At 72.5% G+C, this 22,900-nt stretch carries 23 protein-coding genes; 11 read left to right on the top strand and 12 right to left on the bottom strand.

Annotated elements, in window-relative coordinates:
- Positions 1–93 precede the first annotated feature (93 nt).
- Positions 94–768 carry a TetR family transcriptional regulator gene (locus tag QMF80_RS19845; protein ID WP_283455147.1) on the bottom strand — a complete coding sequence of 225 codons (675 nt, stop codon included), beginning with the start codon at positions 766–768 and terminating at the stop codon, positions 94–96.
- A gap of 228 nt (positions 769–996) precedes the next feature.
- Here QMF80_RS19845 and QMF80_RS19840 point away from each other — a divergent pair, with 228 nt between their 5' ends.
- From QMF80_RS19840 to QMF80_RS19830, 3 genes are all read left to right on the top strand, one after another.
- Entirely contained in the window at positions 997–2,304 is a 1,308-nt protein-coding gene (locus QMF80_RS19840) for a glycosyltransferase family 4 protein (protein WP_283455146.1), read from the top strand.
- Positions 2,305–2,424: 120 nt separating this feature from the next.
- Entirely contained in the window at positions 2,425–3,159 is a 735-nt protein-coding gene (locus QMF80_RS19835) for a class I SAM-dependent methyltransferase (RefSeq protein ID WP_283455144.1), read from the top strand.
- On the top strand, positions 3,156–4,271 hold the full coding sequence (locus tag QMF80_RS19830; protein ID WP_283455141.1) for a prenyltransferase: 1,116 nt from the start codon (positions 3,156–3,158) through the stop codon (positions 4,269–4,271). Before QMF80_RS19835 ends, QMF80_RS19830 begins: the two co-directional genes overlap by 4 nt.
- Before the next feature lie 34 nt (positions 4,272–4,305).
- On the opposite strand, the gene QMF80_RS19825 is transcribed toward QMF80_RS19830, so the two are convergent.
- Positions 4,306–4,596: a hypothetical protein gene (locus QMF80_RS19825; protein WP_283455140.1), complete on the bottom strand. Its 291-nt coding sequence runs from the start codon at positions 4,594–4,596 to the stop codon at positions 4,306–4,308.
- Between the two features lie 142 nt (positions 4,597–4,738).
- On the opposite strand from QMF80_RS19825, the gene QMF80_RS19820 reads away from it, so the two are divergent.
- Positions 4,739–5,386, top strand: a complete 648-nt coding sequence (locus QMF80_RS19820; protein WP_283455165.1) for a hypothetical protein — start codon at positions 4,739–4,741, stop codon at positions 5,384–5,386.
- Positions 5,387–5,478: 92 nt separating this feature from the next.
- Here the strand turns inward: QMF80_RS19820 and QMF80_RS19815 are convergent, their stop codons facing one another.
- The 9 genes from QMF80_RS19815 to QMF80_RS19775 all read right to left on the bottom strand — a co-directional run bounded on the left by QMF80_RS19815 (position 5,479) and on the right by QMF80_RS19775 (position 13,412).
- Positions 5,479–6,270, bottom strand: coding sequence for an ABC transporter permease (locus tag QMF80_RS19815; RefSeq protein WP_283455138.1), 792 nt, complete (start codon positions 6,268–6,270; stop codon positions 5,479–5,481).
- Positions 6,267–7,247 carry an ATP-binding cassette domain-containing protein gene (locus QMF80_RS19810; protein WP_283455136.1) on the bottom strand — a complete coding sequence of 327 codons (981 nt, stop codon included), beginning with the start codon at positions 7,245–7,247 and terminating at the stop codon, positions 6,267–6,269. Before QMF80_RS19810 ends, QMF80_RS19815 begins: the two co-directional genes overlap by 4 nt.
- A gap of 79 nt (positions 7,248–7,326) precedes the next feature.
- Positions 7,327–8,166 carry a DUF4097 family beta strand repeat-containing protein gene (locus QMF80_RS19805; RefSeq protein WP_283455133.1) on the bottom strand — a complete coding sequence of 280 codons (840 nt, stop codon included), beginning with the start codon at positions 8,164–8,166 and terminating at the stop codon, positions 7,327–7,329.
- A gap of 97 nt (positions 8,167–8,263) precedes the next feature.
- On the bottom strand, positions 8,264–8,797 hold the full coding sequence (locus tag QMF80_RS19800) for a hypothetical protein (RefSeq protein WP_283455131.1): 534 nt from the start codon (positions 8,795–8,797) through the stop codon (positions 8,264–8,266).
- Between the two features lie 251 nt (positions 8,798–9,048).
- Complete coding sequence (locus QMF80_RS19795) at positions 9,049–10,059, bottom strand: LLM class F420-dependent oxidoreductase (RefSeq protein WP_283455129.1); 1,011 nt, start codon at positions 10,057–10,059, stop codon at positions 9,049–9,051.
- Positions 10,060–10,220: 161 nt separating this feature from the next.
- Positions 10,221–11,069 carry a DUF5336 domain-containing protein gene (locus tag QMF80_RS19790; protein ID WP_283455127.1) on the bottom strand — a complete coding sequence of 283 codons (849 nt, stop codon included), beginning with the start codon at positions 11,067–11,069 and terminating at the stop codon, positions 10,221–10,223.
- A gap of 136 nt (positions 11,070–11,205) precedes the next feature.
- Positions 11,206–12,192, bottom strand: coding sequence for an N-acetylmuramoyl-L-alanine amidase (locus tag QMF80_RS19785; protein ID WP_283455125.1), 987 nt, complete (start codon positions 12,190–12,192; stop codon positions 11,206–11,208).
- Between the two features lie 111 nt (positions 12,193–12,303).
- Positions 12,304–12,945 (bottom strand): class I SAM-dependent methyltransferase, encoded by a 642-nt coding sequence (locus tag QMF80_RS19780; protein WP_283455123.1) that lies wholly within the window; start codon positions 12,943–12,945, stop codon positions 12,304–12,306.
- A 62-nt stretch (positions 12,946–13,007) separates the two neighbouring features.
- On the bottom strand, positions 13,008–13,412 hold the full coding sequence (locus tag QMF80_RS19775; RefSeq protein WP_283455163.1) for an ATP-binding protein: 405 nt from the start codon (positions 13,410–13,412) through the stop codon (positions 13,008–13,010).
- Between the two features lie 134 nt (positions 13,413–13,546).
- On the opposite strand from QMF80_RS19775, the gene QMF80_RS19770 reads away from it, so the two are divergent.
- The 5 genes from QMF80_RS19770 (at position 13,547) to QMF80_RS19750 (ending at position 20,132) form a co-directional block, all read left to right on the top strand.
- Positions 13,547–14,395 carry a helix-turn-helix domain-containing protein gene (locus tag QMF80_RS19770; RefSeq protein ID WP_283455121.1) on the top strand — a complete coding sequence of 283 codons (849 nt, stop codon included), beginning with the start codon at positions 13,547–13,549 and terminating at the stop codon, positions 14,393–14,395.
- Positions 14,355–14,615 carry a DUF397 domain-containing protein gene (locus tag QMF80_RS19765; protein WP_283455119.1) on the top strand — a complete coding sequence of 87 codons (261 nt, stop codon included), beginning with the start codon at positions 14,355–14,357 and terminating at the stop codon, positions 14,613–14,615. Before QMF80_RS19770 ends, QMF80_RS19765 begins: the two co-directional genes overlap by 41 nt.
- Positions 14,616–14,774: 159 nt before the next feature.
- Entirely contained in the window at positions 14,775–16,700 is a 1,926-nt protein-coding gene (locus QMF80_RS19760; RefSeq protein WP_283455116.1) for a serine/threonine-protein kinase, read from the top strand.
- A gap of 88 nt (positions 16,701–16,788) precedes the next feature.
- The gene (locus tag QMF80_RS19755; protein ID WP_283455114.1) at positions 16,789–18,921 is read left to right on the top strand and encodes an acyl-CoA dehydrogenase family protein; all 2,133 of its coding nucleotides are present in this window, start codon (positions 16,789–16,791) and stop codon (positions 18,919–18,921) included.
- Positions 18,922–18,944: 23 nt separating this feature from the next.
- The gene (locus tag QMF80_RS19750; protein WP_283455112.1) at positions 18,945–20,132 is read left to right on the top strand and encodes a lipid-transfer protein; all 1,188 of its coding nucleotides are present in this window, start codon (positions 18,945–18,947) and stop codon (positions 20,130–20,132) included.
- Between the two features lie 59 nt (positions 20,133–20,191).
- On the opposite strand, the gene QMF80_RS19745 is transcribed toward QMF80_RS19750, so the two are convergent.
- A complete protein-coding gene (locus QMF80_RS19745; RefSeq protein ID WP_283455162.1) occupies positions 20,192–20,566 on the bottom strand; it encodes a response regulator in 375 nt (124 codons plus the stop codon).
- A gap of 267 nt (positions 20,567–20,833) precedes the next feature.
- Here QMF80_RS19745 and chsH3 point away from each other — a divergent pair, with 267 nt between their 5' ends.
- Positions 20,834–21,688 (top strand): enoyl-CoA hydratase ChsH3, encoded by an 855-nt coding sequence (gene chsH3 / locus QMF80_RS19740; RefSeq protein ID WP_283455110.1) that lies wholly within the window; start codon positions 20,834–20,836, stop codon positions 21,686–21,688.
- 92 nt (positions 21,689–21,780) lie between these two features.
- On the top strand, positions 21,781–22,857 hold the full coding sequence (locus QMF80_RS19735) for a Zn-dependent alcohol dehydrogenase (RefSeq protein ID WP_283455108.1): 1,077 nt from the start codon (positions 21,781–21,783) through the stop codon (positions 22,855–22,857).
- The last annotated feature ends 43 nt before the right edge of the window (positions 22,858–22,900 follow it).

The raw sequence follows: 22,900 nt of genomic DNA, 5'->3' as shown, positions 1-22,900 counted from the left end.
GGGCACTGCCCCGACCCCGGAAGTGGGAAGCCCCGCCCCCCGCGGCGAAGCCGCGGAAGACCCCTCGCGGCGAAGCCGCGAGCCGTGCTCGTGCTACCGCTCTCTTTCAGCCGATCCCGCTCCGCCGGGGACCGGGCCCGCCGTCCCCGGCGTTCCCGGGGCCGTCAGGTCGATCAGGCGGCAGACCATCTCGATGTCGATCTTCACCTGGGCGATCGAGGCGCGGCCCGAGAGCCATGTGATCAGGGCCGAGTGCCAGGTGTGCTCGATGACGCGGACCGCCGAGAGCTGTTCGGCGGTGGGCGGGGCGTCCAGGCCCATCGCGTCCAGGATGATCGCGGTGGTGAGTCTGGAGACCGTATCCACCTCGGGGCTCACGCTGCGGTCCGCGAAGGTCAGGGCACGCACCATGGCGTCCGCCAGGTGCGGTTCGCGCTGGAGGGCGCGGAAGGCGCGCATGAGGGTTTCCGCGACGGCCTCGGCCGGGCTGTCGGCGGCCGGGGGGCGTTTGCGGAGCGTGGTGTGCATGTGCTGGAGCTGGTCCTGCATGGTCGCCACCAGCAGGTGCACCTTGGACGGGAAGTACCGGTACAGCGTGCCCAGGGCGACGCTCGACGACTCGGCGACCTCGCGCATCTGGACCGCGTCGAACCCGCCCCGGCTGGCCAGCTGCGCGCTGGCGTGCAGGATCCGGCGGCGCCGGGCCTCCTGCCGCTCCGTCAGGGGCGGGGACGCCGGCGTGGTGAGGGCCTTGGCTTCCGCTGTCATGTGTCCCGTTCCCTGGCGTTCCGAGGTATCCATCCGCACCGCTCCGAGGCTGTTCCGTGGTCAGCATGGCAGGCGGGCCAGTCGTGGCGCGAATCACCTGCTCCGGCTCTTACGGTGTGGTTTCCGGCCGGTAGATTCAATGGTCTTCAACGGATCAAGTCTGAAACTTGTTCTACATTATCCGAGCGGTTACGCTCCGGCGAAAGTGCAGTGAGAAGGGGGCCGGGAGTGACCGCTGAGGCCATGGTGACGAGCCCTTTCACGGGTGTCACCGCTGACGGCGACCGCCCGTTGCGCATCGCACTCCTCACCTACAAGGGGAACCCGTTCTGCGGCGGTCAGGGTGTCTACGTCCGCCACCTTTCGAGGGAACTCGTCCGTCTGGGGCATTCCGTCGAAGTCATCGGCGCACAGCCCTATCCGGTGCTCGACACCGGTGCGACGCTCACCGAACTGCCCAGCCTGGACCTCTACCGCCACCCCGACCCCTTCCGCACGCCCAAGCGCGGCGAGTACCGGGACTGGATCGATGCCCTGGAGGTCGCCACCATGTGGACCGGCGGCTTCCCCGAACCACTCACCTTCTCGCTGCGGGCCCGCCGTCACCTGGCCGCCCGGCGCGGTGAGTTCGACGTCATCCACGACAACCAGACGCTCGGCTACGGCCTGTTGGCCGACCTGGGCGCACCCCTGGTCACCACCGTCCACCACCCGATCACGGTGGACCGGGGGCTCGACCTCGCCGCCGCCAAGAGCCGCAAGAAGCGCGCCTCGGTGCGCCGTTGGTACGGGTTCACCCGCATGCAGGGCCGGGTGGCCCGCCGTCTGCCGACCGTCCTGACCGTCTCCGGTTCCTCGCAGCAGGAGATCGCCGATCACCTCGGCGTCCGTGACGACCGTATCCACGTCGTGCACATCGGCGCCGACACCGACCTCTGGTCGCCGGACCCGTCCGTCGCCGAGGTACCCGGCCGGATCGTCACGACCTCCAGCGCGGACGTACCGCTCAAGGGCTTGGTCCACCTGGTGGAGGCGCTCGCCAAGCTGCGCACCGAGCAGCCCGGCGCCCACCTCGTGGTGGTCGGCAAGCGCGCCGAGCGCGGCCCGGTGGCGCGGGCGATCGAGACGTACGGGCTCGAGGACGCCGTGCGTTTCGTCAAGGGCATCAGCGACACCGAACTCGTCGACCTCGTGCGCGGCGCGCAGGTCGCCTGCGTGCCCTCCCTCTACGAAGGCTTCTCGCTCCCCGCGGCCGAGGCCATGGCCACCGGTACGCCACTCGTCGCCACCACCGGGGGCGCGATCCCCGAGGTGACGGGCGCCGACGGCGAGACGTGTCTCGCGGTGCCGCCGGGTGACGCGGGGGCCCTGGCCGCCGCGCTGGGCAGGCTGCTCGGCGATCCCGAGCTGCGGGCCCGCCTCGGCGCCGCCGGGCGGGAGCGGGTGCTGGAGCGCTTCACCTGGGCCAGAGCCGCCCAGGGAACCGTGGCGCACTACCGGGCCGCGATCGAACAGGCGTCCCGCGCCGGTCGATGACCTCCCGAAATCAATGAAGTCGATGAAGTCGATGAAGTCGATGACGTACATGACACCGCTGAAGTACCCGAAGTCCGTCAAGTTCCCCCACCACCACCTCGACCGCGAAGGCAGGACCGCGTGCTGACCGTCGATTTCTCCAGGTTCCCGCTGGCCGCAGGCGATCGCGTGCTCGATCTGGGCTGCGGCGCGGGCCGGCACGCCTTCGAGTGCTACCGGCGCGGGGCCCACGTGGTCGCCGTGGACCGCAACGGCGAGGAGATCCGCGAGGTCGCCAAGTGGTTCGCCGCCATGAAGGAGGCCGGTGAGGCCCCGGCCGGGGCCACCGCCACCGCCATGGAGGGCGACGCGCTGGCGCTGCCCTTCCCCGACGATTCCTTCGACGTCGTGATCATCTCCGAGGTCATGGAGCACATCCCCGACGACAAGGGTGTCCTCGCCGAGATGGTCCGGGTGCTCAAGCCCGGCGGCCGGATCGCCATCACCGTCCCGCGCTACGGCCCCGAGAAGATCTGCTGGGCGCTCAGCGACGCCTACCACGAGGTCGAGGGCGGCCACATCCGCATCTACAAGGCCGACGAGCTGCTCGGCAAGATGGAACAGGCCGGCCTCAAGCCGTACGGCACGCACCACGCGCACGGCCTGCACTCGCCGTACTGGTGGCTCAAGTGCGCCTTCGGCGTCGACAACGACAAGGTGCTGCCGGTGAAGGCGTACCACAAGCTCCTGGTCTGGGACATCATGAAGAAGCCGCTCGCGACCCGGCTCGCGGAGCAGGCCCTGAACCCGGTCATCGGCAAGAGCTTCGTGGCCTACGCGACCAAGCCCCATCTGCCCGTCGGCGCCGCCAAGTGACCTCGCCCGGGCGCACCGAGCACCTCGTCCTGGACGGCGTGCTGACCGCCGAGCAGGCCGCGCAGACCGTCGCCGGGATCCTCGCCGCGCAGCGCGCGGACGGGGCCATACCGTGGTTCCGCGGGCACCACCTCGACCCGTGGGACCACACCGAGTCCGCGATGGCCCTGGACGTGGCGGGCGAGCACGAGGCCGCCGAGCGGGCGTACGGGTGGCTGGCCGCGCACCAGAACACGGACGGCTCCTGGTACGCCGCCTACGCCGACGGCCCCGACGGGGTGGACACCGGGGACCCGCAGGACGCGGGCAAGGAGTCCAACTTCACCGCGTACATAGCGGTCGGTGTCTGGCACCACTACCTCGCCACCGGGGACGACCGCTTCCTCGACCGGATGTGGCCCGTGGTCTTCGCCGCCGTCGAGTTCGTCCTCGGGCTCCAGCAGCCCGGCGGGCAGATCGGCTGGAAGCGCGAGTCCGACGGGACGGTGGTCCCCGACGGGCTGCTCACCGGTTCCTCCTCCATCCACCAGGCGCTGCGCTGCGCGCTGGCCATCGCGGAGTACCGCGAGGAGCCGCAGCCCGACTGGGAACTCGCGGCGGGCGCGCTCGGTCACGCCGTGCGCAGCCACCCCGAGCGGTTCCTCGACAAGAACCACTACTCGATGGACTGGTACTACCCGGTGCTGGGCGGGGCCCTGACGGGTGCGGCGGCGAAGGCGCGGATCGAGGACCGCTGGGACGAGTTCGTCGTCCCGGGCCTGGGGGTGCGCTGCGTCCTTCCCAACCCGTGGGTGACGGGCGGTGAGAGCTGTGAACTCGCGCTCGCGCTCTGGGCGGTGGGGGAGTCGGACCGGGCGCTGGAGATCCTGCGCTCGATCGGCCACCTGCGCGCCGAGAACGGCATGTACTGGACCGGGTACGTCTTCGAGGACGAGAAGGTCTGGCCCGTGGAGCAGACGACCTGGACGGCGGCGTCCCTGCTGCTGGCCGTGGCCGCGCTCGGCGGGGACGGGCCGACCACGGCCGTCTTCGGCGGGCTCGGCCTGCCGGTGGGCCTGGACCCGGACTGCTGCCGGCCGGGCCAGGCCCCTGTACTGGACGACGCTTCCTAGTGCCGTGACCAGGCAAACCTTCCCGGTCACGGCACTAGCGGCGGGCCAGCCAGCCGGCGAGGGTGTGGCCGATGAAGAGGTATGCCACGGCGGCCAGGCCGTAGCCGACGACGACCTGGACCCAGTCGCGGTCGAAGGTGAAGAGGTCGTACGACCAGCTGGCCAGCCAGCTGGCGGCGTCGTGGACGAACTGGACCAGGCTGTTCCCGGTGTTGGCGTCCAGCAGGTACAGCAGGATCCACGCGCCGATCACGAAGGCCATGACATCCGCCACGATGGCGACGGCCCGTGCGATGGAGCTGCTTCCGCGGGTGCTTGCTCGCATGTGTGCTCGGGTGTGTGAGGGCATGGCACGCGTCTTGCCGTTCCGGGGCGGGGCAAACCCGAACGGGTGCCTCGAGTAGCGCGGTACCGGGGCCGGGGCGAGGCTGCCTGGGACACCCCATTCCCCGGAGGAAACCGTGTCCATACCCAGAACCACCCGTGTCCACCGCGCCTTCACGGCGCTGCTCCTGTCTTCCGCGCTGCTCGCCGGAGCCACCGCCTGCGGCAGTGGCGGCGACCGCGGCGGCCACGCCTCGGTCCGCGGGGCCCCGGCTTCGAAGGCCGCCGCCGAACCCGCGGTGGCCGAGGCGCCCTTGACCGCCGAGCAGGTGCTGCTGGCCGAGGAGGCCGCGCCCACGCCGAGTCCGAGCACGCAGGCGGAGAAGCAGAAGTTCGCCAAGACGCGCTTCGTGGCCAACGCGGGCCTCGCGGCCGGCGCCACATACCAGTGGATCGTCAAGCCGTACCGCGCGGGCAAGTTCAAGAAGGGCGCGAAGGGCCGTACGTTCGCGCTGGTGAAGGCGGGCCTGGCGGGCGCCTTCGCCTACAACCGGCTGAAGGCGGCGTCCGACAACGCCAAGGGCGATCCGCTGCTGTCGAAGGCGATGGCTCCGCTGTCCGCCGGCATCGAGTCGCTCAAGGGCCTGGGCGGCAAGCTTCGCAAGGGTGACGCGAACGACGCGGACATCGGCTCCTTCGAGAAGATGATCAACGGCGTCAAGGACGCGGGCAAGAGCGCGGGCGTCGACGTCCAGGACAAGGTGCCCAGCGCGTCGCAGCTGGGCCGCTGACCCGGAGCACGGGCGTACGCAGGACATGGTGAGGACCCGCCGGTCGCCCGGCGGGTCCTCACCATGTCCTGCGTGGGTCCGGCATACGGGTGTCAGCGGGCGGCGTCGCGGGCGAAGACGGACCGGGCCCACAGGTAGCCCGCCAGGGTCAGCCCCGCGCACCAGGCGAGGGCGATGAGTCCGTTGTGCCCGATCGGCGTGCCCATCAGCAGCCCCCGCAGGGTTTCGATGAACGGGGTGAAGGGCTGGTACTCGGCGAACCAGCGCATCCCGGTCGGCATGGAGTCCGGGGGGACGATCGCGCTGCCCAGGAGCGGCAGGAACGTCAGCGGCATCGGCATGTTGCTGGCGGTCTCGGGGGTCTTCGCGAGCAGCCCCATCGCGGCGGACAGCCAGGTGAGGGCCAGGACGAGCCCGGCCAGCAGCCCGGCCACGGCCAGCCACTCGACGGGGGTGGCGGTGGGCCGGAAGCCTATGAGCAGGGCGATGCCGAGCACCACCGCGACGCTGATCAGGGTCTGGATCACCCCGCCCACGACGTGCCCGGTCAGGAACGAGGCCCGGGAGATCGGCATCGTCCGGAACCGGTTCACGATGCCTTCGGTCATGTCGACGCAGACCCCGACGGCGGTGGACACCGCGCCCGAGGTCGCCGCCATCAGCACGATGCCGGGGGCGATGTAGTCGATGTAGTGGCCGGACCCGGCGGGCGCGGTACCGATGCCGCTGCCGAGGGCGCCGCCGAAGACGTAGTTGAACAGGAGCAGCATCAGCACGGGCATGACGACGACGGAGATGGTCATCGACGGGTACCGCAGGGCGTGCTTGAGGTTGCGGCGCAGCATCGTCGCCGAATCGCTGACGGCGTAGGACAGGCTGGTCATCGCGCGTTCTCCCGCTTCGGGCCGGTGAGGTGGAGGAAGACGTCGTCGAGGTCGGGGGTGTGCACCGAGAGGCTCTCGGCCCCGGCCGACGCGTGGTCGAGGATGTCCAGGACCGCGCGCAGGGTGCTCACGCTGCCGTCACCGGGGATGTCCAGGGTGAGGGCCTCCCGGTCGACCGTGAGGCACGCGAACAGGGCGGTGGCCGCTTCGAGTTCGGGCAGTGCGGCGAACCGGATCCGGAGGTGGCTGCCGGGGATCCGGCGCTTGAGCTGTTCGGCGGTGCCCTCGGCGACCAGTTTCCCGCCGTCGAGGACGGCCATCCGGTCGGCGAGCTGGTCGGCCTCCTCCAGGTACTGGGTGGTGAGGAAGATCGTGACGCCCTGCTCGTCGACGAGGCTCCGGATGATCTCCCACATGGTGCGGCGGCTACGCGGGTCGAGCCCGGTGGTCGGCTCGTCGAGGAAGATGATCCGCGGGTCGCCGACGAGAGTCATCGCCAGGTCGAGCTTGCGTCGCATACCGCCGGAGAAGGCGGAGACGGGCTTGCGGGCGGCCTCGGCCAGGTCGAAGCGGCGCAGCAGGTCGGCGGCGCGCCGCCTGCCCTCGGGGCGGCGCAGGTGGTTGAGGTCCGCCATCAGGAGCAGGTTCTCCTCGGCGGTGAGGAGGTTGTCCACCGCGGAGAACTGGCCGGTCACGCCGATGGTGGAGCGGATGGCCTCCGGGTCGCGGGCCAGGTCGTGGCCGCCGACGTGGATCTCGCCGGAGTCCGCCGCGATCAGGGTGGTCAGGATCTGCACGGTGGTGGTCTTGCCCGCGCCGTTGGGCCCGAGCAGGGCGAAGACGGTGCCGGGGGCGATGCGCAGGTCGATGCCGTCGAGCACCCGCTTGTCGCCGTAGGACTTGGTCAGGCCCGTGACGCTGATCGCCGACGAGGCGGGCGTCGTGGGTGCGGTCGCGGTCGCGAGCGCTGTGGTCATGGTGCTCTCTCCTGGGGACAACCGGTCGTCCGGTGGCGGGATGTGGCCGTCGGGCCCCGTCGTGGGGTCCCGTCGCGGGTCAGGCACGGTGGATGGTGATGTCGCCGACCCCGCTGCGGGCGCGGACCTCGACGGTCTCGTCGCCCGCGCCGGGGCCGTCGGTGGTACCGAGGGAATTGCGGACGCTGCCCAGGCGGGTGTTCACGTCGAGCCAGGCGGCGGTGGCGGCGGCGATGCCCACGGAGATGTCCCCGGCGGCGGTCTGGAGGGTGATCCGGCCGCGGGCGACCTGACCGATGCGGACGTGGCCGTTCGCGGACTTGGCCTCGACCCCGGCGTGGGCGACGGCGACGGAGACGGCTCCGTTGGAGGTGGTGGCCCGCAGCTCACCGCGGACCTCGCCGATCACGATGTCGCCGTTGGAGTTCTTGACGGTCGCGGCGCCATCGACGGTGTCGGCGGTGATCCGGCCCGATCCGGTCAACTCGGCGTTCCCGGTGACGTGTTCGGCGAACAGCTCGCCGTGGCCCGTGGTGAGGGACACGGTCGCCGCCTCCTCGACCCGCAGGTCACCGAGCGAGGTCTTGATCCGGGCCTGTCCGAGCGGTCCCGAGCAGTGGAAGTCCGCCATGGGGGAGTCGCTGCGCAGGTCGGAACCGGTGGGCAGGGCGAGGGTGATGTCGAGCGAGCCGCTGCGGCCGAAGAGGGAGCGCTTGCGCGGTCCCTTCACGAGCAGCTGACCGCCCGTGTAGCTGATCTTGGTCTGCTCGGCGGCCCGTACGTCGGCCGGCTCGCCCGGGTCGGTCGGCCGGACCTCGACCACGGTGTCGGCGCGGTCGGTGGCGATGACGCGGACGGCGCCGATGTCGAACTCGACGGTGGCGGAGATGGGCTGGGGGGTCTGGAACGTCTCGGGCATGGCTGTGCCGTCCTCTTGGCTCGGTGGAGAAGAAGTGAGGCTGATACGGGCGTGGCGCGGGCGGTGCGCGCGGGGCGGCGCGCGGGTGGGGCCGTCTCTAGCGGACCCACCCGGTGAAGCCCTGACGGCCGCGGGAGCGGGGTCCGTCCGAGGGCGCGGGGCCGGCCGGTACCAGGGCCGCGGCGACGGCCCGGCCCAGCCAGGCGTTGACCGAGAGGCCCTCCTGGGTCGCGGCCTCCTCGACGCGGTTCTTGAGGTGCGCGGGGAGCCGGAAGTTGATGCGGGCGGTGCCGCCCTCGTCGCCTTCGGCGGGCGGGGCCGCGGGCGGGAGCGGAGCCGGGGCCGGAGCGACGGGCAGCGGTCCGGCCATGCTGTACGGCTCGGGGGCCGGGGGCCCGGTCACCACGAACTCGGGGTCGAGTCCGCGCAGCCGTACGTCGACCGAGCCCGGCGCGAGGTCGCGGGTGACCTCGCCCATGGCGGCGGACAGGGCGTTGAGCAGGGTCAGCCGGGCGGCCGACTCCAGGGGCGCGGTGAGGCGCTCGGCCAGCGCGCGGGATTCGGCGCCGCCCGCTTCGGCGGCGACCGCGAGTTCGTGCCGGAGGTGATCGACGTAGGGCGTGAGGTCCATGACGTCATCATGGCACAGGAATGGCGCCATGGCGAGGGAATCTGGCGCCATAGTGGCGCCATGTGGCGCTGGGGGTGCGGTGGAGCGTGCGCGGCGGTCGCTGATGGGATGTTGACGCGCAGGTCAGAGGCCGTGGCATGGGTGAGGCGCCACGCGGGTCATGCGTGGCGCCAGAGTGGCGTGCTGGTGGCGCTGGTGGTGCTGGCAGTGCTCGGCGGCGCTGGCGGTGCTCGTGGTTCAGGGGGCGGGGGTCAGCTGTTCAGTTCGGCCAGGACGCGCAGCGTGTGCGGGTCCGGGGCGGTCAGAAGCAGGTCCGTGACCGGGCCCTCGCGCCACAGTTCCAGCCGTTCGGCGATCCGCTCGCGCGGGCCGATCAGGGAGATCTCGTCCGCGAAGGCGTCCGGGACGGCGAGCACCGCCTCTTCCTTGCGGCCCGCGAGGAAGAGTTCCTGGATCCGGTGGGCCTCCTCCTCGTAGCCCATCCTGGCCATCAGGTCGGCGTGGAAGTTGCGGGCCGCGTGGCCCATGCCGCCGATGTAGAAGCCCAGCATGGCCTTGACCGGGAGCAGCCCCTCCGTGACGTCGTCGCACACGTGCGCCCGCGCCATCGGCGCGATCATGAATCCGTCGGGGAGGTCGGTGAGGGCCGCCTGGTAGGCGTCGGTGCGGGTCGGTGACCAGTACAGCGGGAGCCAGCCGTCCGCGATCCGGGTGGTCTGCGCGATGTTCTTGGGCCCCTCGGCGCCGAGCAGCAGGGGCAGGTCCGCGCGGAGCGGGTGAGTGATCGGCTTGAGCGGCTTGCCGATGCCGGTGCCGTCGGCCCCGCGGTACGGGTGGCTGTGGAAGCGGCCGTCCAGCGCGACCGGTGCCTCGCGGCGCAGCACCTGGCGGATGACGTCGACGTACTCGCGGGTGGCGGTCAGCGGGCTCGCGGGGAAGGGGCGGCCGTACCAGCCCTCCACCACCTGGGGGCCGGAGAGGCCGAGGCCGAGCATCATCCGGCCGCCCGAGAGGTGGTCCAGGGTGAGGGCGTGCATGGCGGTGGCGGTGGGGGTGCGTGCGGCCATCTGCGCGATGGCGGTGCCGAGGCGGATGCGGGTGGTGTGGGCGGCGATCCAGGTGAGGGGGGTGAAGGCGTCCGAGCCCCAGGCCTCGGCGGTCCATACGGAGTCGTAGCCGAGGCGTTCGGCCTCGGTGGCGAGGTCGAGGTGGGCCGGGTTGGGGCCGCGGCCCCAGTAGCCGAGTGCGAGTCCGAGGCGCATGTGCGGTCCCTTCGCGCGAGCCGTGACCGTTTCTGACGGTACGTCAGGTGCGGCGTCAGGTGACTGTATGGCAACGGCCCCCCGCCGGGAAGGGCGGGGGGCCGTCGCGGTCGCCCTGACGGGCGGGGTCGGGGGCTGACGTCGGCCACCGGGGCCGGTCGTCAGCCGCGCTGGATGCCCGAGGTGTCGTTCAGGACGCCGCGGCGGCCGTCCTGGGTCTGGGCCACCAGCGCGGCCGGGCCGCGCTGGTCGACGGCCAGGTACCAGGTACCGGGGGCCAGTTCGGCGATCGGGGTCGGGGAGCCGTCCTCGCCGAAGAGCGGGCGGGCCACCGGCACCGCGAACCAGAACGGGGTGAACTCGCCCGCCGGGGCGGCCTGCTGGGGCTGCGCGTCCTGCGGAGCCGCCGGGCCCGGGGTGGGCGCCGGGGTGCCCTGTCCCGCGTACGGCGGTGCGGGCTGCGGGGTGGCCCCGTACGGCGTCGGCTGCTGGCCGCCCGGGTACCCGTACCCGGCGCCCGGCTGCGGGTGGCCGCCGTACGGCTGCGGGGCCTGCGGCTTCGCCTCCGGCACCAGTGGCCCCGCCAGCGCGGGGATCTTCGAACCGGCGACGGCGACACCGGCCAGCGCCAGCGTCGCGAGGAACGCGATCACGGAACCCGCGCCCAGCCCGACGCCCGACGGGGTCACGATCAGCGCCCACAGCGCGGACCACGCGGCGGCGACGGCGAGACCGGCGCCCCAGACCTCCAGGCCGGTCCCGGCGACCTTGCGGCCCGCGGGCAGCAGCCGGGTGGTGGCGATCAGAGCCGCGGCGATGATGCCGGTGAGGAAGACCGAGGGAAGGACGATGCTCAGCCGGTCCGTGTCCCACGCGTTCGGGACCTGCGACTCGCAGGCGGCGATCCCGCGGCAGTCGACGGAGTAGAAGTTGAGGAACGACGCGATGAACAGCAGCACCGCTGCTCCGATCACCACGCCGTCGCCTCGTGTGAGGGAGCGGATGTTCACTTGGATGTCCTTCTCGGTCTCGGTCGTCTCATCGTCTCGCGGTGCCGCGGTCCCGATGCGGGAGCGGGCGGGCGGGCACCATCGTACGGATGTTTCGAGTGTCCGAGAGGGCAGGGGCCGCACCCGGCCCCCTCTCCTACCCGCCGAGGAAGCCGACGATGCCGTTCGCGATTCCCTGCGCCGCCCGCTGGCGCCAGTCCGGACTCGTGAGCAGCGCCGCGTCCTTGGCGTCACGCATGTTCGCGCACTCGATGAACACCTTCGGCCGGGTGGAGAGGTTGAGTCCGCCGAGGTCGTCGCGGACGACCAGGGCCGTGCCGCCGCCCACGTAGTTGGAGGGGGCCGACCCGGTGGTACGGGCGAAGTTCCCGGCGATCCGTTCGCCCAGGTCGCGCGACGGGCCGACGATCTTCGCGGTGTCCGCGGCCCCGCCCTTGACCTTCGCCGGGAGGATCACGTGGAAGCCGCGGTTGCCGGAGGAGACGCCGTCGGCGTGGACCGAGACCACCGCGTCGGCGTTCGCGGCGTTGCCGATCCGGGCCCGCTCGTCGATGCACGGGCCGAACGGACGGTCGGCCTGGTGGGTGAACACCACCTTGACGCCCTTGGCCTCCAGGATCGCGCCCAGGCGACGGGACACGTCGAGGGTGAACTCGGCTTCCATGTAACCGGCGTTGGTGGTCGTGCCGGTGGTGTCGCACTCCTTGCGGGTGGTACCGATGTCGACCTGCTTGTCGATCTCACCGGTGTGTTTGAAGTTGCCCGCGTTATGGCCGGGGTCGATGACCACGGTACGTCCGGCCAGCGGGCCCTTCGCGGGAAGCTGCCCCGGGGACGGGCTGGTGGACGCGCCCGCGGAGAGGCTCGGCGCGGTGGTGGGGGAGGCGCTGCCCTGGGGGCGCGGCTGGGAGGAAGCCTTGGCGGACGGCAGGGCGACGGCCGGGGGGCGACCGTCGTCGGCGCCCGCCCCCGAGGTCACCTCCACCAGCAGCCATCCGGCGAGGCCGAGCGGCGCGAGCGCGGCGACGGCCACGGCCAGCGTGGAGCGGCGGGTGAACCACGGCCGGTCGGGATCGAGCGAGGAGGCGGACTCGGGCTGCGGGGCACTGTCGTCGTACGGCACGTCGCGATGCTAGACCCCGACTCCGTCCCGCGTGCGGACCCTGACCCGTTCGAGGGCCGGGCGGACGGCCGGATGGGGCCGGGCGGAGCCGGGTGGCGGCAGCGGGGCAGCTCAGATGCCCGTGCCGGTGCGGCGCAGGACGCGGAGGGAGTCCGTCACGGAGACCTCCTCGAAGGCGCCGGAGGCCAGGGCGCGGCGGTAGATCCGGTACGGCGCCCGGCCGCCGTCGGCCGGGTCCGGGAAGACGTCGTGGATGACCAGGGTGCCGCCGGGGGCGACGTGCGGGGCCCAGCCCTCGTAGTCCCCGGTGGCGTGCTCGTCCGTGTGGCCGCCGTCGATGAAGACCAGCCCGAGCGGGCCGCCCCAGGCGGCGGCGACCTGCGGCGAGCGGCCGACGATCGCGATCACGTGGTCCTCCAGGCCCGCTTTGTGCAGGGTCCGGCGGAAGGTCGGCAGGGTGTCCATGAGGCCGACCTCCGGGTCCACGACCGTCGGGTCGTGGTACTCCCAGCCCGGCTGCTGCTCCTCGCTGCCGCGGTGGTGGTCGACGGTGATCGCGCTCACGCCGGCCTCGCGGGCCGCGTCGGCGAGCAGGATGGTGGAGCGGCCGCAGTACGTGCCGACCTCCAGGAGGGGGAGGCCGAGTGCGGCCGCCTCGGTGGCGGCGGCGTGCAGGGCGAGGCCTTCGCGTACGGGCATGAACCCCTTGGCGGCCTCGAAGGCGGCGAGGGTCTCCGGCTTGGGGCTGGCCATGGTGTTCCTCCAGATGGTGGTGCGGTACGGGTGCTGCGGGGCGGGTGGCGGCCCATGCTGCCCTACTGCCCGGTAGGGCGCCATGCCCGGGTCCCGCGCCGGGGGCCGGGGCGGTCGCACTCGAACCACACCGTCTTGCCGTTCGCGGTCGCGTCCGAGCCCCAGCGGTCCGTGACGGCCTCGACCAGCAGCAGCCCCCGCCCGCCCTCGGCCAGCGGCGCGGGGCCGGACGCCGGGCGCGGGGGCGAGGGGGAGCCGTCCGCCACCTCCACCCGCAGCCCCTGCGGCCGCAGCAGGATCAGCACCGCGCAGCCGCGCCCCGGCACGTGCCGCACGACGTTCGCGACCAGCTCGGTCAGCGCCAGCTCTGCCGCGTCGGCCAGCGCGGTCAGCTCCCAGCGGCTGAGCAGCATCCGCAGGATCCGCCGCATGTGCCGGGCGGAATGCTCACCCACCGTGAAGCCCATCCGGTAGGTGCCGTCAACTTGGCTGGCTGAGAAGTCAGTTACGTGATTCACGTCACCAGAGTGGAGTGAGCTGACTACCCTCGGCTACGGACCGAAACGAACGCCTGACGGCGTGTACTTGGGGGTGACCGCTCATGGTCAACATCCGCGATCTGGATCCCAGCGCCTCACCGCTGGACTACTACGGCTCGGAACTGCGCCGCCTGCGACTGGAAGCAGGCCTCAAACAGGGCGCGCTCGGCGGCATCATCTTCTGTACGGGCTCCCTCATCGGGCAGATCGAGACGGCGAGGAAGGTCCCGACCCGGGACTTCTCGGAACGCGTGGACGCGGCGCTGGGTACGGACGGGATGTTCTCCCGGCTGGTGGGGCTGGTGCTGCGCAGCCAACTGCCGGTGTGGTTCCAGGCGTACGCCGAGATGGAGGCCCGGGCGGCGTACATCTCGTCGTTTCAAGCGCAGCTGGTATACGGGCTCCTCCAGACTCCGGAGTACGCGCGAGCTGTGCTGGGAGCGCGGACCGACAAGGCGCTCGACGCGAAGGTGGAGGCGAGGATGGACCGCCAGCGGATCCTCCAGCGCGAGAACCCGCCACTGATGTGGGTGGTGCTGAGCGAGGCCGTACTGCACCAGGAGATCGGCGGCCGGGAGGTCATGCGGAACCAACTCGCTCACCTGTTGACGCTGGAGGAGCGGGAGTGGGTGAAGGTGCAGATCCTGCCCTTCGAGGCGGGCGCCCACGCTGGGTTGATGGGATCGTTCAACCTGCTGCGGTTCGACGACGACCCCGATCTCGTCTACACGGAGGACTTCGTCCAGGGCCATATGACGGCCAATCCGCAAGCCTTCAGGGAAGGTTCGCTCCGTTACGATCACTTGCAGGCCGCCGCCCTCTCCGTGGAGGACTCGGCGGCGCGGATCGCCCGTGTAATGGAGGAACGCTATGGACACCATCCAGGACCTGTCGGGCGCGCGGTGGCGTAAGTCGTCGTACAGCTCGGACACCGGCGGTCAGTGCGTCGAGTGCGCGCCGCTCGCCGGGGCGAACTGGCAGAAGTCCTCGTACAGCGGTGACACCGGCGGTGACTGCGTCGAGGTCGCCGCGCAGCCGCACCGGATCGCCGTGCGGGACTCCAAGAACCCCGAGCTGCCCGCCTTCACCGTGAGCCCCGCCGCCTTCACGGAGTTCGTGCGCGGTCTCTGACGGCGCGGCGCTGCTCCGGGCGCCCCGTGGCGGCCCGGAGCGGTGGCGGTGTCCGCCGCCCTTGCCTTCATCCTGCATCCAACCCCCCTTTACCCTGATGCGTGTTCGATCGGTCAGGCCGGGTCGGACCACCACAGGGGAGCACGGGGGACGGGCAGCATGAGCAGTGCGTTAAACGATGACGACAACGCCGACGGGGGCATAAAGCCGCTCGCGGCCTCGGACCCGGCCCGCATCGGGCCGTACCTGCTGCTCGGGCGGCTCGGCGCCGGGGGCATGGGGCGGGTGTACCTCGCCCGGTCGGGGAGCGGGCGTACGGTCGCCGTGAAGGTGGTGCACGAGGAGCACGTCTCGAACGCCGCGTTCCGTGCCCGCTTCCGCCGCGAGATCGACGCCGCCCGTCGGGTGGGCGAGCGCTACACCGCGCCGGTCCTGGAGGCGGACCCCGACGCGGACCGGCCGTGGGTGGCCACGGGGTATGTGCCCGGGCTCTCGCTGGAGCAGATCGTGCGGCGGTACGGGCCCTTGCCCGTGGACTCCGTGCACGCCCTCGCCGACGGGCTGCTGCGGGCGCTGGAGGACATCCACGCGGCCGGGATCGTGCACCGCGACCTCAAGCCGTCGAACGTGATGCTGACGGTCGAGGGCACCCGCGTCATCGACTTCGGCATCTCGCGCGCGCTGGAGACCTCCGTCGAGTCGCTGCTCACCAGCACCGGCATGGTCGTCGGCTCGCCCGGGTTCATGTCGCCCGAGCAGGTCCGCGGGCAGCGCGCCGGGGTGAAGAGCGACGTGTTCACCCTCGGCTGCGTCCTGATGTACGCGGCCACGGGCGAGCTGCCGTTCGGGCACGGGGCCAGCAACCAGCACGCCGTGATGTTCCAGATCGTGGAGGGCGAGGCCGCCCTGGAGAAGGTCGGGGACGAGGCGCTGCGGGCGTTCATCGGCCGCTGCCTGGTCAAGGGCGTCGACGAGCGGCCCGGGGTGGCGGAGCTGCTGGAGGACCCGGAGCGGGTCCGTCCGGCGACGTCCGGCGGGTCGTGGCTGCCGCCCACGGTGGTGGCGCGCCTCGCCCGGCAGGCGGCGCGGCTGCTCGACGCGGAGGCGGCGCCGCCCGAGCGGGAGGAGGCCGCGCCCACCGACCGGGCGACGGTCGACCTGCGGAAGAAGGACGCGGCCGATGAGCCGGGGCCCGGTGCGCTCGTAGGGCCCGTGGTCGTCCCGGTGGCCGGTGGCACGGCCCCCACGGGTGAGCGCAGGGCGCGGCGGCGGTGGACCGTCGCCGTGCCGGCCGTCCTCGTGTTCACGGTCGGCGGCGGCACGGTGGCGCTGATCCAGCCGTTCGGCAGCGGTGGTGCGGACGCCGGGAAGGCCTCGCCTCCGGCCGCCGGTGCTCCCGTGACCCCCGGTGGCGTGAGTGGCTCCCCGGTGGGGGCGGGCGGTTCGCCGACCCCGGGGGCGCCCGGGTCCCCGAACCCGGCCGTCCCGGGGCAGCCGGCGGGCCAGGTCGGCGGGGCCGCGGGCCCGGGCGGCGCCGCTCAAGGGGGCGCGCAGGGCGGCGCGGCGGCGGCCGGCGCGGCCGTGGGTGGTGCGGGCACGCCCGGCGGCGGCGCCGGGGGTACGGGCACCAACCCGACCAAGGGCTCCGGCGCGGCCGCGGGAGGCGCCGCCGCCGGGGGAGCCCAGGGCGGCGGCTCGGGCTCGACCCCCGGCGGCTCCGGTACGCCGAGTGCCGGGGGCTCCTCCGACAGCGGCGCGGTCCCCTCGTACTTCGTCGGTTCCTGGAGCTACGCGGGCCAGTTCAACATCGGCCAGCCGGACACGGTGGTCATCGCCAAGTCCGGGGCCGTCCGCCTGATCGCCGAGACCCAGATGGGCCACTGCGAGTTCACGGCCAGGGTGGTGTCGGTGACCAACGGCGGCGGCCGGGTCAACGTCGGCGCCGGGACGGTGGACCAGGGCCGGTCCGGCAACAGCCAGCTCTGCGGCGGCCTGGACGCGTCGTACTTCACCAGGAGCGATCCGAGCGGGATCCAGCACAACGTGGGACCCGCGCACGGTGACGGGTACCCCTACCAACGCTGATCCGACGGCCCGACCGGGCGCCCCCGACCGAGAACATGTTTCATTTCTGACCTTCCGTCAGACTGGAACGTGTTCTAGTGTGCCGCGCATGGGCATCGGAATCACACAGGAACAGCGGGAGTTGGCCGAGGCGATGCGCGGGTGGGTGGCGCGGGTCGTGCCGCCCGAGGAGGTGCGGAAGCTGCTCGACTCCGCGCCGAGGGCCGGGGCGCGGCCCGGCTACTGGGACGCGCTCCTCGAATCCGGGCTGCTCGCCCCGCACCTGGAGGGCGGCACCCTCCTCGACCTCGCCGTCGTCGTCGAGGAGGCCGCCCGGGCCGCGCTGCCCGGCGGGTACCTGCCGAGCGCGCTGGCGTCCGTACTCCTCCAGCGGGCCGGGGCCGGTCCGCTCGGCGAGCGGACCGGGGCCGTCGCGCTCGGACCCGGCACGCTGACCGCCGTGGCCGTCGAGGGCGGCGGGCACCTGCTCGACGGGACCGCGCCCCCGGTCCTCGGCGCGGGCGACGCCGACCTGGTCCTGCTCGCCGCCGAGGCCGCGCACGGCACCCTGTGGTTCGCCGTGGACGCCGCCGCGCTGGACGTGCGGAGCCACGAGAGCGCCGACCCGACCCGGCCCACCGCCGAGGTGCGGGCGCGCGGGGTCTCCGTACCGGCCGGGCGGCTGCTGCCGCTGGACGCGGCCCTCGTCCGGGACGCGGCCTGCGCGCTCTTCGCCGCCGACGCCTGCGGCACTGCCGCCTGGGCGCTGCACACCGCCGCCGAGTACGCGAAGGTGCGCGAACAGTTCGGCCGCCCCATCGGGCAGTTCCAGGGCGTCAAACACCTGATCGCCGACATGCTGGTGCGCCTGGAGCAGGCCCGCGCGCTGGCCTGGGACGCGGCCCAGGCCATGGACGAGGCACCCGACGTACGGTCCCTGGCCGCCGCGCTCGCCGCCGCGACCGCCCTGGACGCCGCCTACTCCTGCGCCAAGGACTGCATCCAGGTACTCGGCGGGATCGGCTTCACCTGGGAGCACGACGCCCACATCTACTTGCGGCGGGCGTTGGTCGCCCGCCAGCTCCTCGGTTCCGGCGACGGCCACCGGGTACGGGCCGTACGCCTCGCGGCGGCCGGGACCCGGCGCGAACTGCGCCTCGAACTCCCGGCGGAGGCCGAGACCCACCGCGCGCGGGCCCGGGCCGCCATCGCGGACGCGCGCGGCCTCGACCCGGCCGCCGCCCGCCGGGTACTGGCGCCCACCGGCTACGCCGCCCCCTACCTGCCCCCGCCGTACGGGCTCGGGGCGGGCCCGGTCGAGCAGCTCGTGGTCCAGCAGGAGCTGAAGGAGGCCGGGGTGAAGGTCGCCGACCTCGGCATCGCCACCTGGGTGGTGCCCTCGCTGCTGGCGTACGGGACCGACGCGCAGCGGGAGCGCTACCTGCTGCCCACCCTGCGCGGGGACGTCACCTGGTGCCAGCTCTTCTCGGAGCCGGGCGCGGGCTCCGACCTCGCCTCCCTGCGGACCAGGGCGGAACGGGCCGAGGACGGGACCTGGAAGGTCAACGGGCAGAAGGTGTGGACGAGTTCCGCGCACAGCGCCGACTTCGGGATCCTGCTCGCCCGCACCGACCCGGCCGCGCCCAAGCACAAGGGGCTCGGCTACTTCGTCGTCGACATGAAGGGGGCGCGCGGGATCGACGTACGCCCCCTCAAGGAGATCACCGGCGAGGCCCTCTTCAACGAGGTGTACTTCGACGACGTCGAGCTGCCCGCCGACGCGCTGGTCGGCGCCCCCGACGGCGGCTGGAAGGTGGCCCGCAACACCCTGGGCAACGAGCGCGTCCACATGGCAGACCAGATGACCTTCGACACCGGCCTCGAAGCGCTCATCGCCCGCTCCGCCGACCTCGACGGCGCGGGCCGCGCCCGGATCGGGGCGCTCGCCGCCGAAGCGCACGCCCTGGCCTGCATCGGGCTGCGCACCACCCTCCAGCAGGTGTCCGGGCTGGAGCCGGGCGCGGGGGCGTCCGTACGCAAACTCGTCCAGACCCCGCACCAGCAGCGGACCGCCGAGCTGGCGCTCGAACTGCTCGGCCCGGCGGGAGCGGTGTGCGAGGGAGCGGGGGCCAGGGCCGTGCACGGCATGCTCATGTCGCGCTGCCTGACCATCGCCGGAGGCACCACGCAGGTCCAGCTCAATGTCGTGGCCGAGCGCATCCTCGGCCTTCCCCGGGACTGATCCGACCGAAAGGCAGCACGGACATGAAGTCGTACATCGTGGGCGTCGGCATGACGAAGTTCGAGAAGCCGGAGTCACGGGACTGGCAGTACTGGGACATGGCGAAGGAGGCCGGCAGCGCGGCGCTGGCCGACGCGGGCGTGGACTACGGGCTGGTCGAGCAGGTCCCGGTGGGGTACTGCTTCCAGGCCTCCACCGCCGGACAGCGGGCCGTGTACGAACTGGGCCTGACCGGGGTCCCCGTCTACAACGTGAACAACAACTGCGCGACGGGCTCGACCGCGCTGATGATGGCCCGGCAGTTCGTCGAGGGCGGCCTCAACGACTGCGTGCTCGCCCTGGGCTTCGAGAAGATGAAGCGGGGCGCGCTGGGCGGCGGCTCCGACGGGGGCGACTTCGCGACCTCGCCGGTGGCCCGGCACTACGGGGTCATGGCCGCCGGGCACGGCTTCGAGATGACCCCGCCGACCGCGCAGATCTTCGGCAACGCGGCGCGCGAGCACATGGAGCGGTACGGGACCACCCAGGCGCAGCTGGCGGCGGTGGGCGCGAAGAACCACCGGCACTCGGCGAACAACCCGAACGCGCAGTTCCAGGACGTCTACACGGTCGAGGAGATCCTCGCGGCGAAGACCATCCACCGGCCGCTGACGAAGCTCCAGTGCTCGCCGACCTCGGACGGCGCGGCGGCGGCGCTGGTGGTGTCGGAGCGGTTCGTGGAGGCGCACGGGCTGGGGGAGCAGGCCGTGGAGATCGCGGCGCAGTCGATGACCACGGACACGGGCGAGTCCTTCGCGTCGGGGTCGTGCATCGACGTGGTCGGCAAGCCGATGACGGCGGCGGCGGCGCGGCAGGTGTACGAGCGGTCCGGGCTCGGGATCGAGGACGTGGACGTGATCGAGCTGCACGACTGCTTCTCGGTGAACGAGCTGCTGACGTACGAGGCGCTGGGGATGTGCGAGGACGGGGCGTCGGGGAAGCTCGTGGAGAGCGGGGCGACGACGTACGGGGGGCGCTGGGTGGTCAACCCCTCCGGGGGGCTGATCTCCAAGGGGCACCCGCTGGGGGCCACGGGGCTGGCGCAAGCCGCGGAACTCGTGTGGCAGTTGCGGGGGGAGGCGGGGGCGCGGCAGGTCGCGGGAGCCAGGGTGGGGCTGGCGCACAACATCGGGCTCGGTGGGGCCGCCGTGGTGACGCTGCTGCGCCGGTAGTGCGCCCTCCGGGGGCGCCCCCCCACGCCGTCGCGGGCCGGGCGGGACTTCTCACAGCCCTAGACGCCGGTCGGGTCCGGTCGGGTGAACGCCGGGTCGATGACCGTTTCGCCCATCGAGGCGCGGCGGATGGCCTCCGCCAGGGACTCGTCCGGGAGGTCGCGGGGGATCACGCCCGCGGCTCCCGCCGCGCGGGCCGCGTCCAGCAGGCCGGGGCGGGCCGAGCCCGTCAGGAGCAGGACCGGGCACTGCGGGTCCTCGCCGTGTACGGCCGCCACCTCGGCGAGGTCCTCCACCAGGGCCACCGCCGGGCGGGCCAGGGCAGAGGCCACCACTTCGATGTCCGGCTGGAGACCGAGCCGCAGGGCGAGGGCCGGGTCCGGCGGGGCCAGCAGCACCCGCAGGGACTTCGCGGGCCGGTGCTCCCGGGGCATTTCGTTCACCGGGTCAGGGTAGGCCCGGCGGCCCGCCCCGCGGCGTACAACACACGGCGCCGCAGCTACAACTGACGACAGGTCAGGAGCCTTCCCAAGTGGTGGGGCGTGCGTTATACATTCCTTCATCAGTCCTAGAACGCGTTCTAGATAGTGCGGAGCGCGGTCGGGGACCGATCCGAATACGACCTCGGTGCGGCCGACGGTGCGGACGGACGCACCGAGGTCTTCCACGTTGTGGAACGACGAACAAGGAGCAGCATCCTCATGCCGATCGATGCCGCCAAGGCCCTCGCCGCCGACCCCCGCGTGGGGGACATCGGCTGGGACCACAAGGACATCCAGCTCTACCACCTCGGCCTCGGCGCGGGCCTGCCCGCCACCGATCCCGACGAGCTGCGCTACACCCTGGAGTCCAAGCTCCACGTCCTGCCCAGCTTCGCCACCGTCGCGGGCGCGGGCATGGCCATGCTCGGCGGCCTCGCCGCGCCCGGGATCGAGGTGAACCTCGCCTCGGTGCTGCACGGCGGGCACTCCATCGAGCTGCACCGGCCCATCCCGGTGAAGGGCCGGGCCACCTCCAGCTCCAAGGTCGCCGCCGTCTACGACAAGGGGAAGGCGGCCGTCATCGTGCTGCGCTCCGAGGTCGCCGACGCCGACGGCCCGCTGTGGACCTCCGACGCGCAGCTCTTCGTGCGCGGTGAGGGCGGGTTCGGCGGCGAGCGCGGGCCCTCCGCCTCGGGCCGGGCGCCCGAGCGCGCGCCCGACCGGGTCGAGGAGCGGCTGATCCGCGAGGAGCAGGCGCTGCTGTACCGCCTCTCCGGCGACTGGAACCTGCTGCACGCCGACCCCGAGTTCGCCAAGCTGGCCGGCTTCGACCGGCCGATCCTGCACGGGCTGTGCTCGTACGGCATGACCCTCAAGGCCGTGGTCGACACGCTCCTCGAAGGGGACGTGACCCGGGTGCGCGCCTACCGCACGCGCTTCGCCGGGATCGTCTTCCCGGGCGAGACGCTCCGCATCCGGATGTGGCAGGAGCCCGGCCGGGTCCAGGTGTCCGTGACCGCCGTCGAACGGGACGATGCGCCGGTCCTCGCGGACACCGTCGTCGACCACGCGTAGCGCCGGAACGACGGAATCACGGAGCGCCGGAACGACGGAACGCCTGAATTACGGAACGCCAGAACGACTGAAGCGAGAAGAGGAGCCGCACCGTGCGCGCAGCACTCCAGAGCCAGATCGGCCAGGACAAGCTCGAAGTCGTCGAGGACATGGAGGCCGTGGGCTTCGGCCCCGGCAAGGTGAAGATCCGCATCAAGGCCACGGGTCTGTGCCACTCCGACCTCTCCGCGATGAGCGGGGTGCTGCCGCAGCCCGCCCCCTTCATCCCCGGCCACGAGGGCTCGGGCGAGGTCGTGGACGTCGGTGACGGGGTCACCAGCCACACGATCGGCGACCGGGTGCTCGTCTGCTGGCTGCCGCCGTGCGGGCACTGCCCCTCCTGCAAGCGCGGCCAGGGCCACCTGTGCCTGGAGGCCTTCGGGAACGTCGCCACGCCCAACTTCCGGCGCGGGGACAGCGACATCTTCGGCTTCGCCGGAACCGGCACCTTCGCCGAGGAGATGGTGGTCCCGGCGGGCTGCGCGGTGCCGATCCCGGACGACGTCCCCTTCGACATCGCCGCCCTGATCGGCTGCGGGGTCACCACCGGGCTCGGCGCGGCCATCAACACGGCCAAGGTGGAGGCCGGTTCCTCGGTGGCGGTCATCGGCTGCGGCGGGGTCGGCATCTCCGTCATCCAGGGCGCCAAGGTGCAGGGCGCGGCCCAGATCATCGCCGTGGACCCGGTCGAGTCGCGGCGCGAGGCGGCGCTGCGGTTCGGGGCCACCGAGGCGGTCCCGCCGGAGGCGTTCGCCGACGCCAAGAACCGGATCACGGCGGGCGAGGGCTTCGACTACGTCTTCGAGGTGGTCGGCAAGTCCCAGACCACGCGGACCGCGTACGAGATGACCCGGCGCGGCGGGTCGGTGGTGGTGGTCGGCGCGGGCGCGCTCGACGACAACTACTCGATCAACATGTTCTCGCTGTTCTTCGACGAGAAGAAGATCCTGCCCTCGATGTACGGCGGCGGAGACGTACTGCGCTCCTACGAGCGGACCATCGGCCTGTGGCGGGCGGGCCGGGTGGACCTGGCGGGCCTGATCACCCACCGGGTGCGGCTGGCCGAGATCAACGACGCGCTCGACCAGATGCGCACCGGTGTCGCCCTGCGCACCTGCATCGAACTGTGACGTCTCACCGCTGATTCACAAACGCTGACCGCTGATATGCGGA

Source organism: Streptomyces sp. G-G2 (assembly GCF_030063135.1).
Lineage (GTDB): Bacteria > Actinomycetota > Actinomycetes > Streptomycetales > Streptomycetaceae > Streptomyces.
Note: the sequence above shows the minus strand (reverse complement) of the source record. Positions and strands in the feature narration are given on the sequence as shown.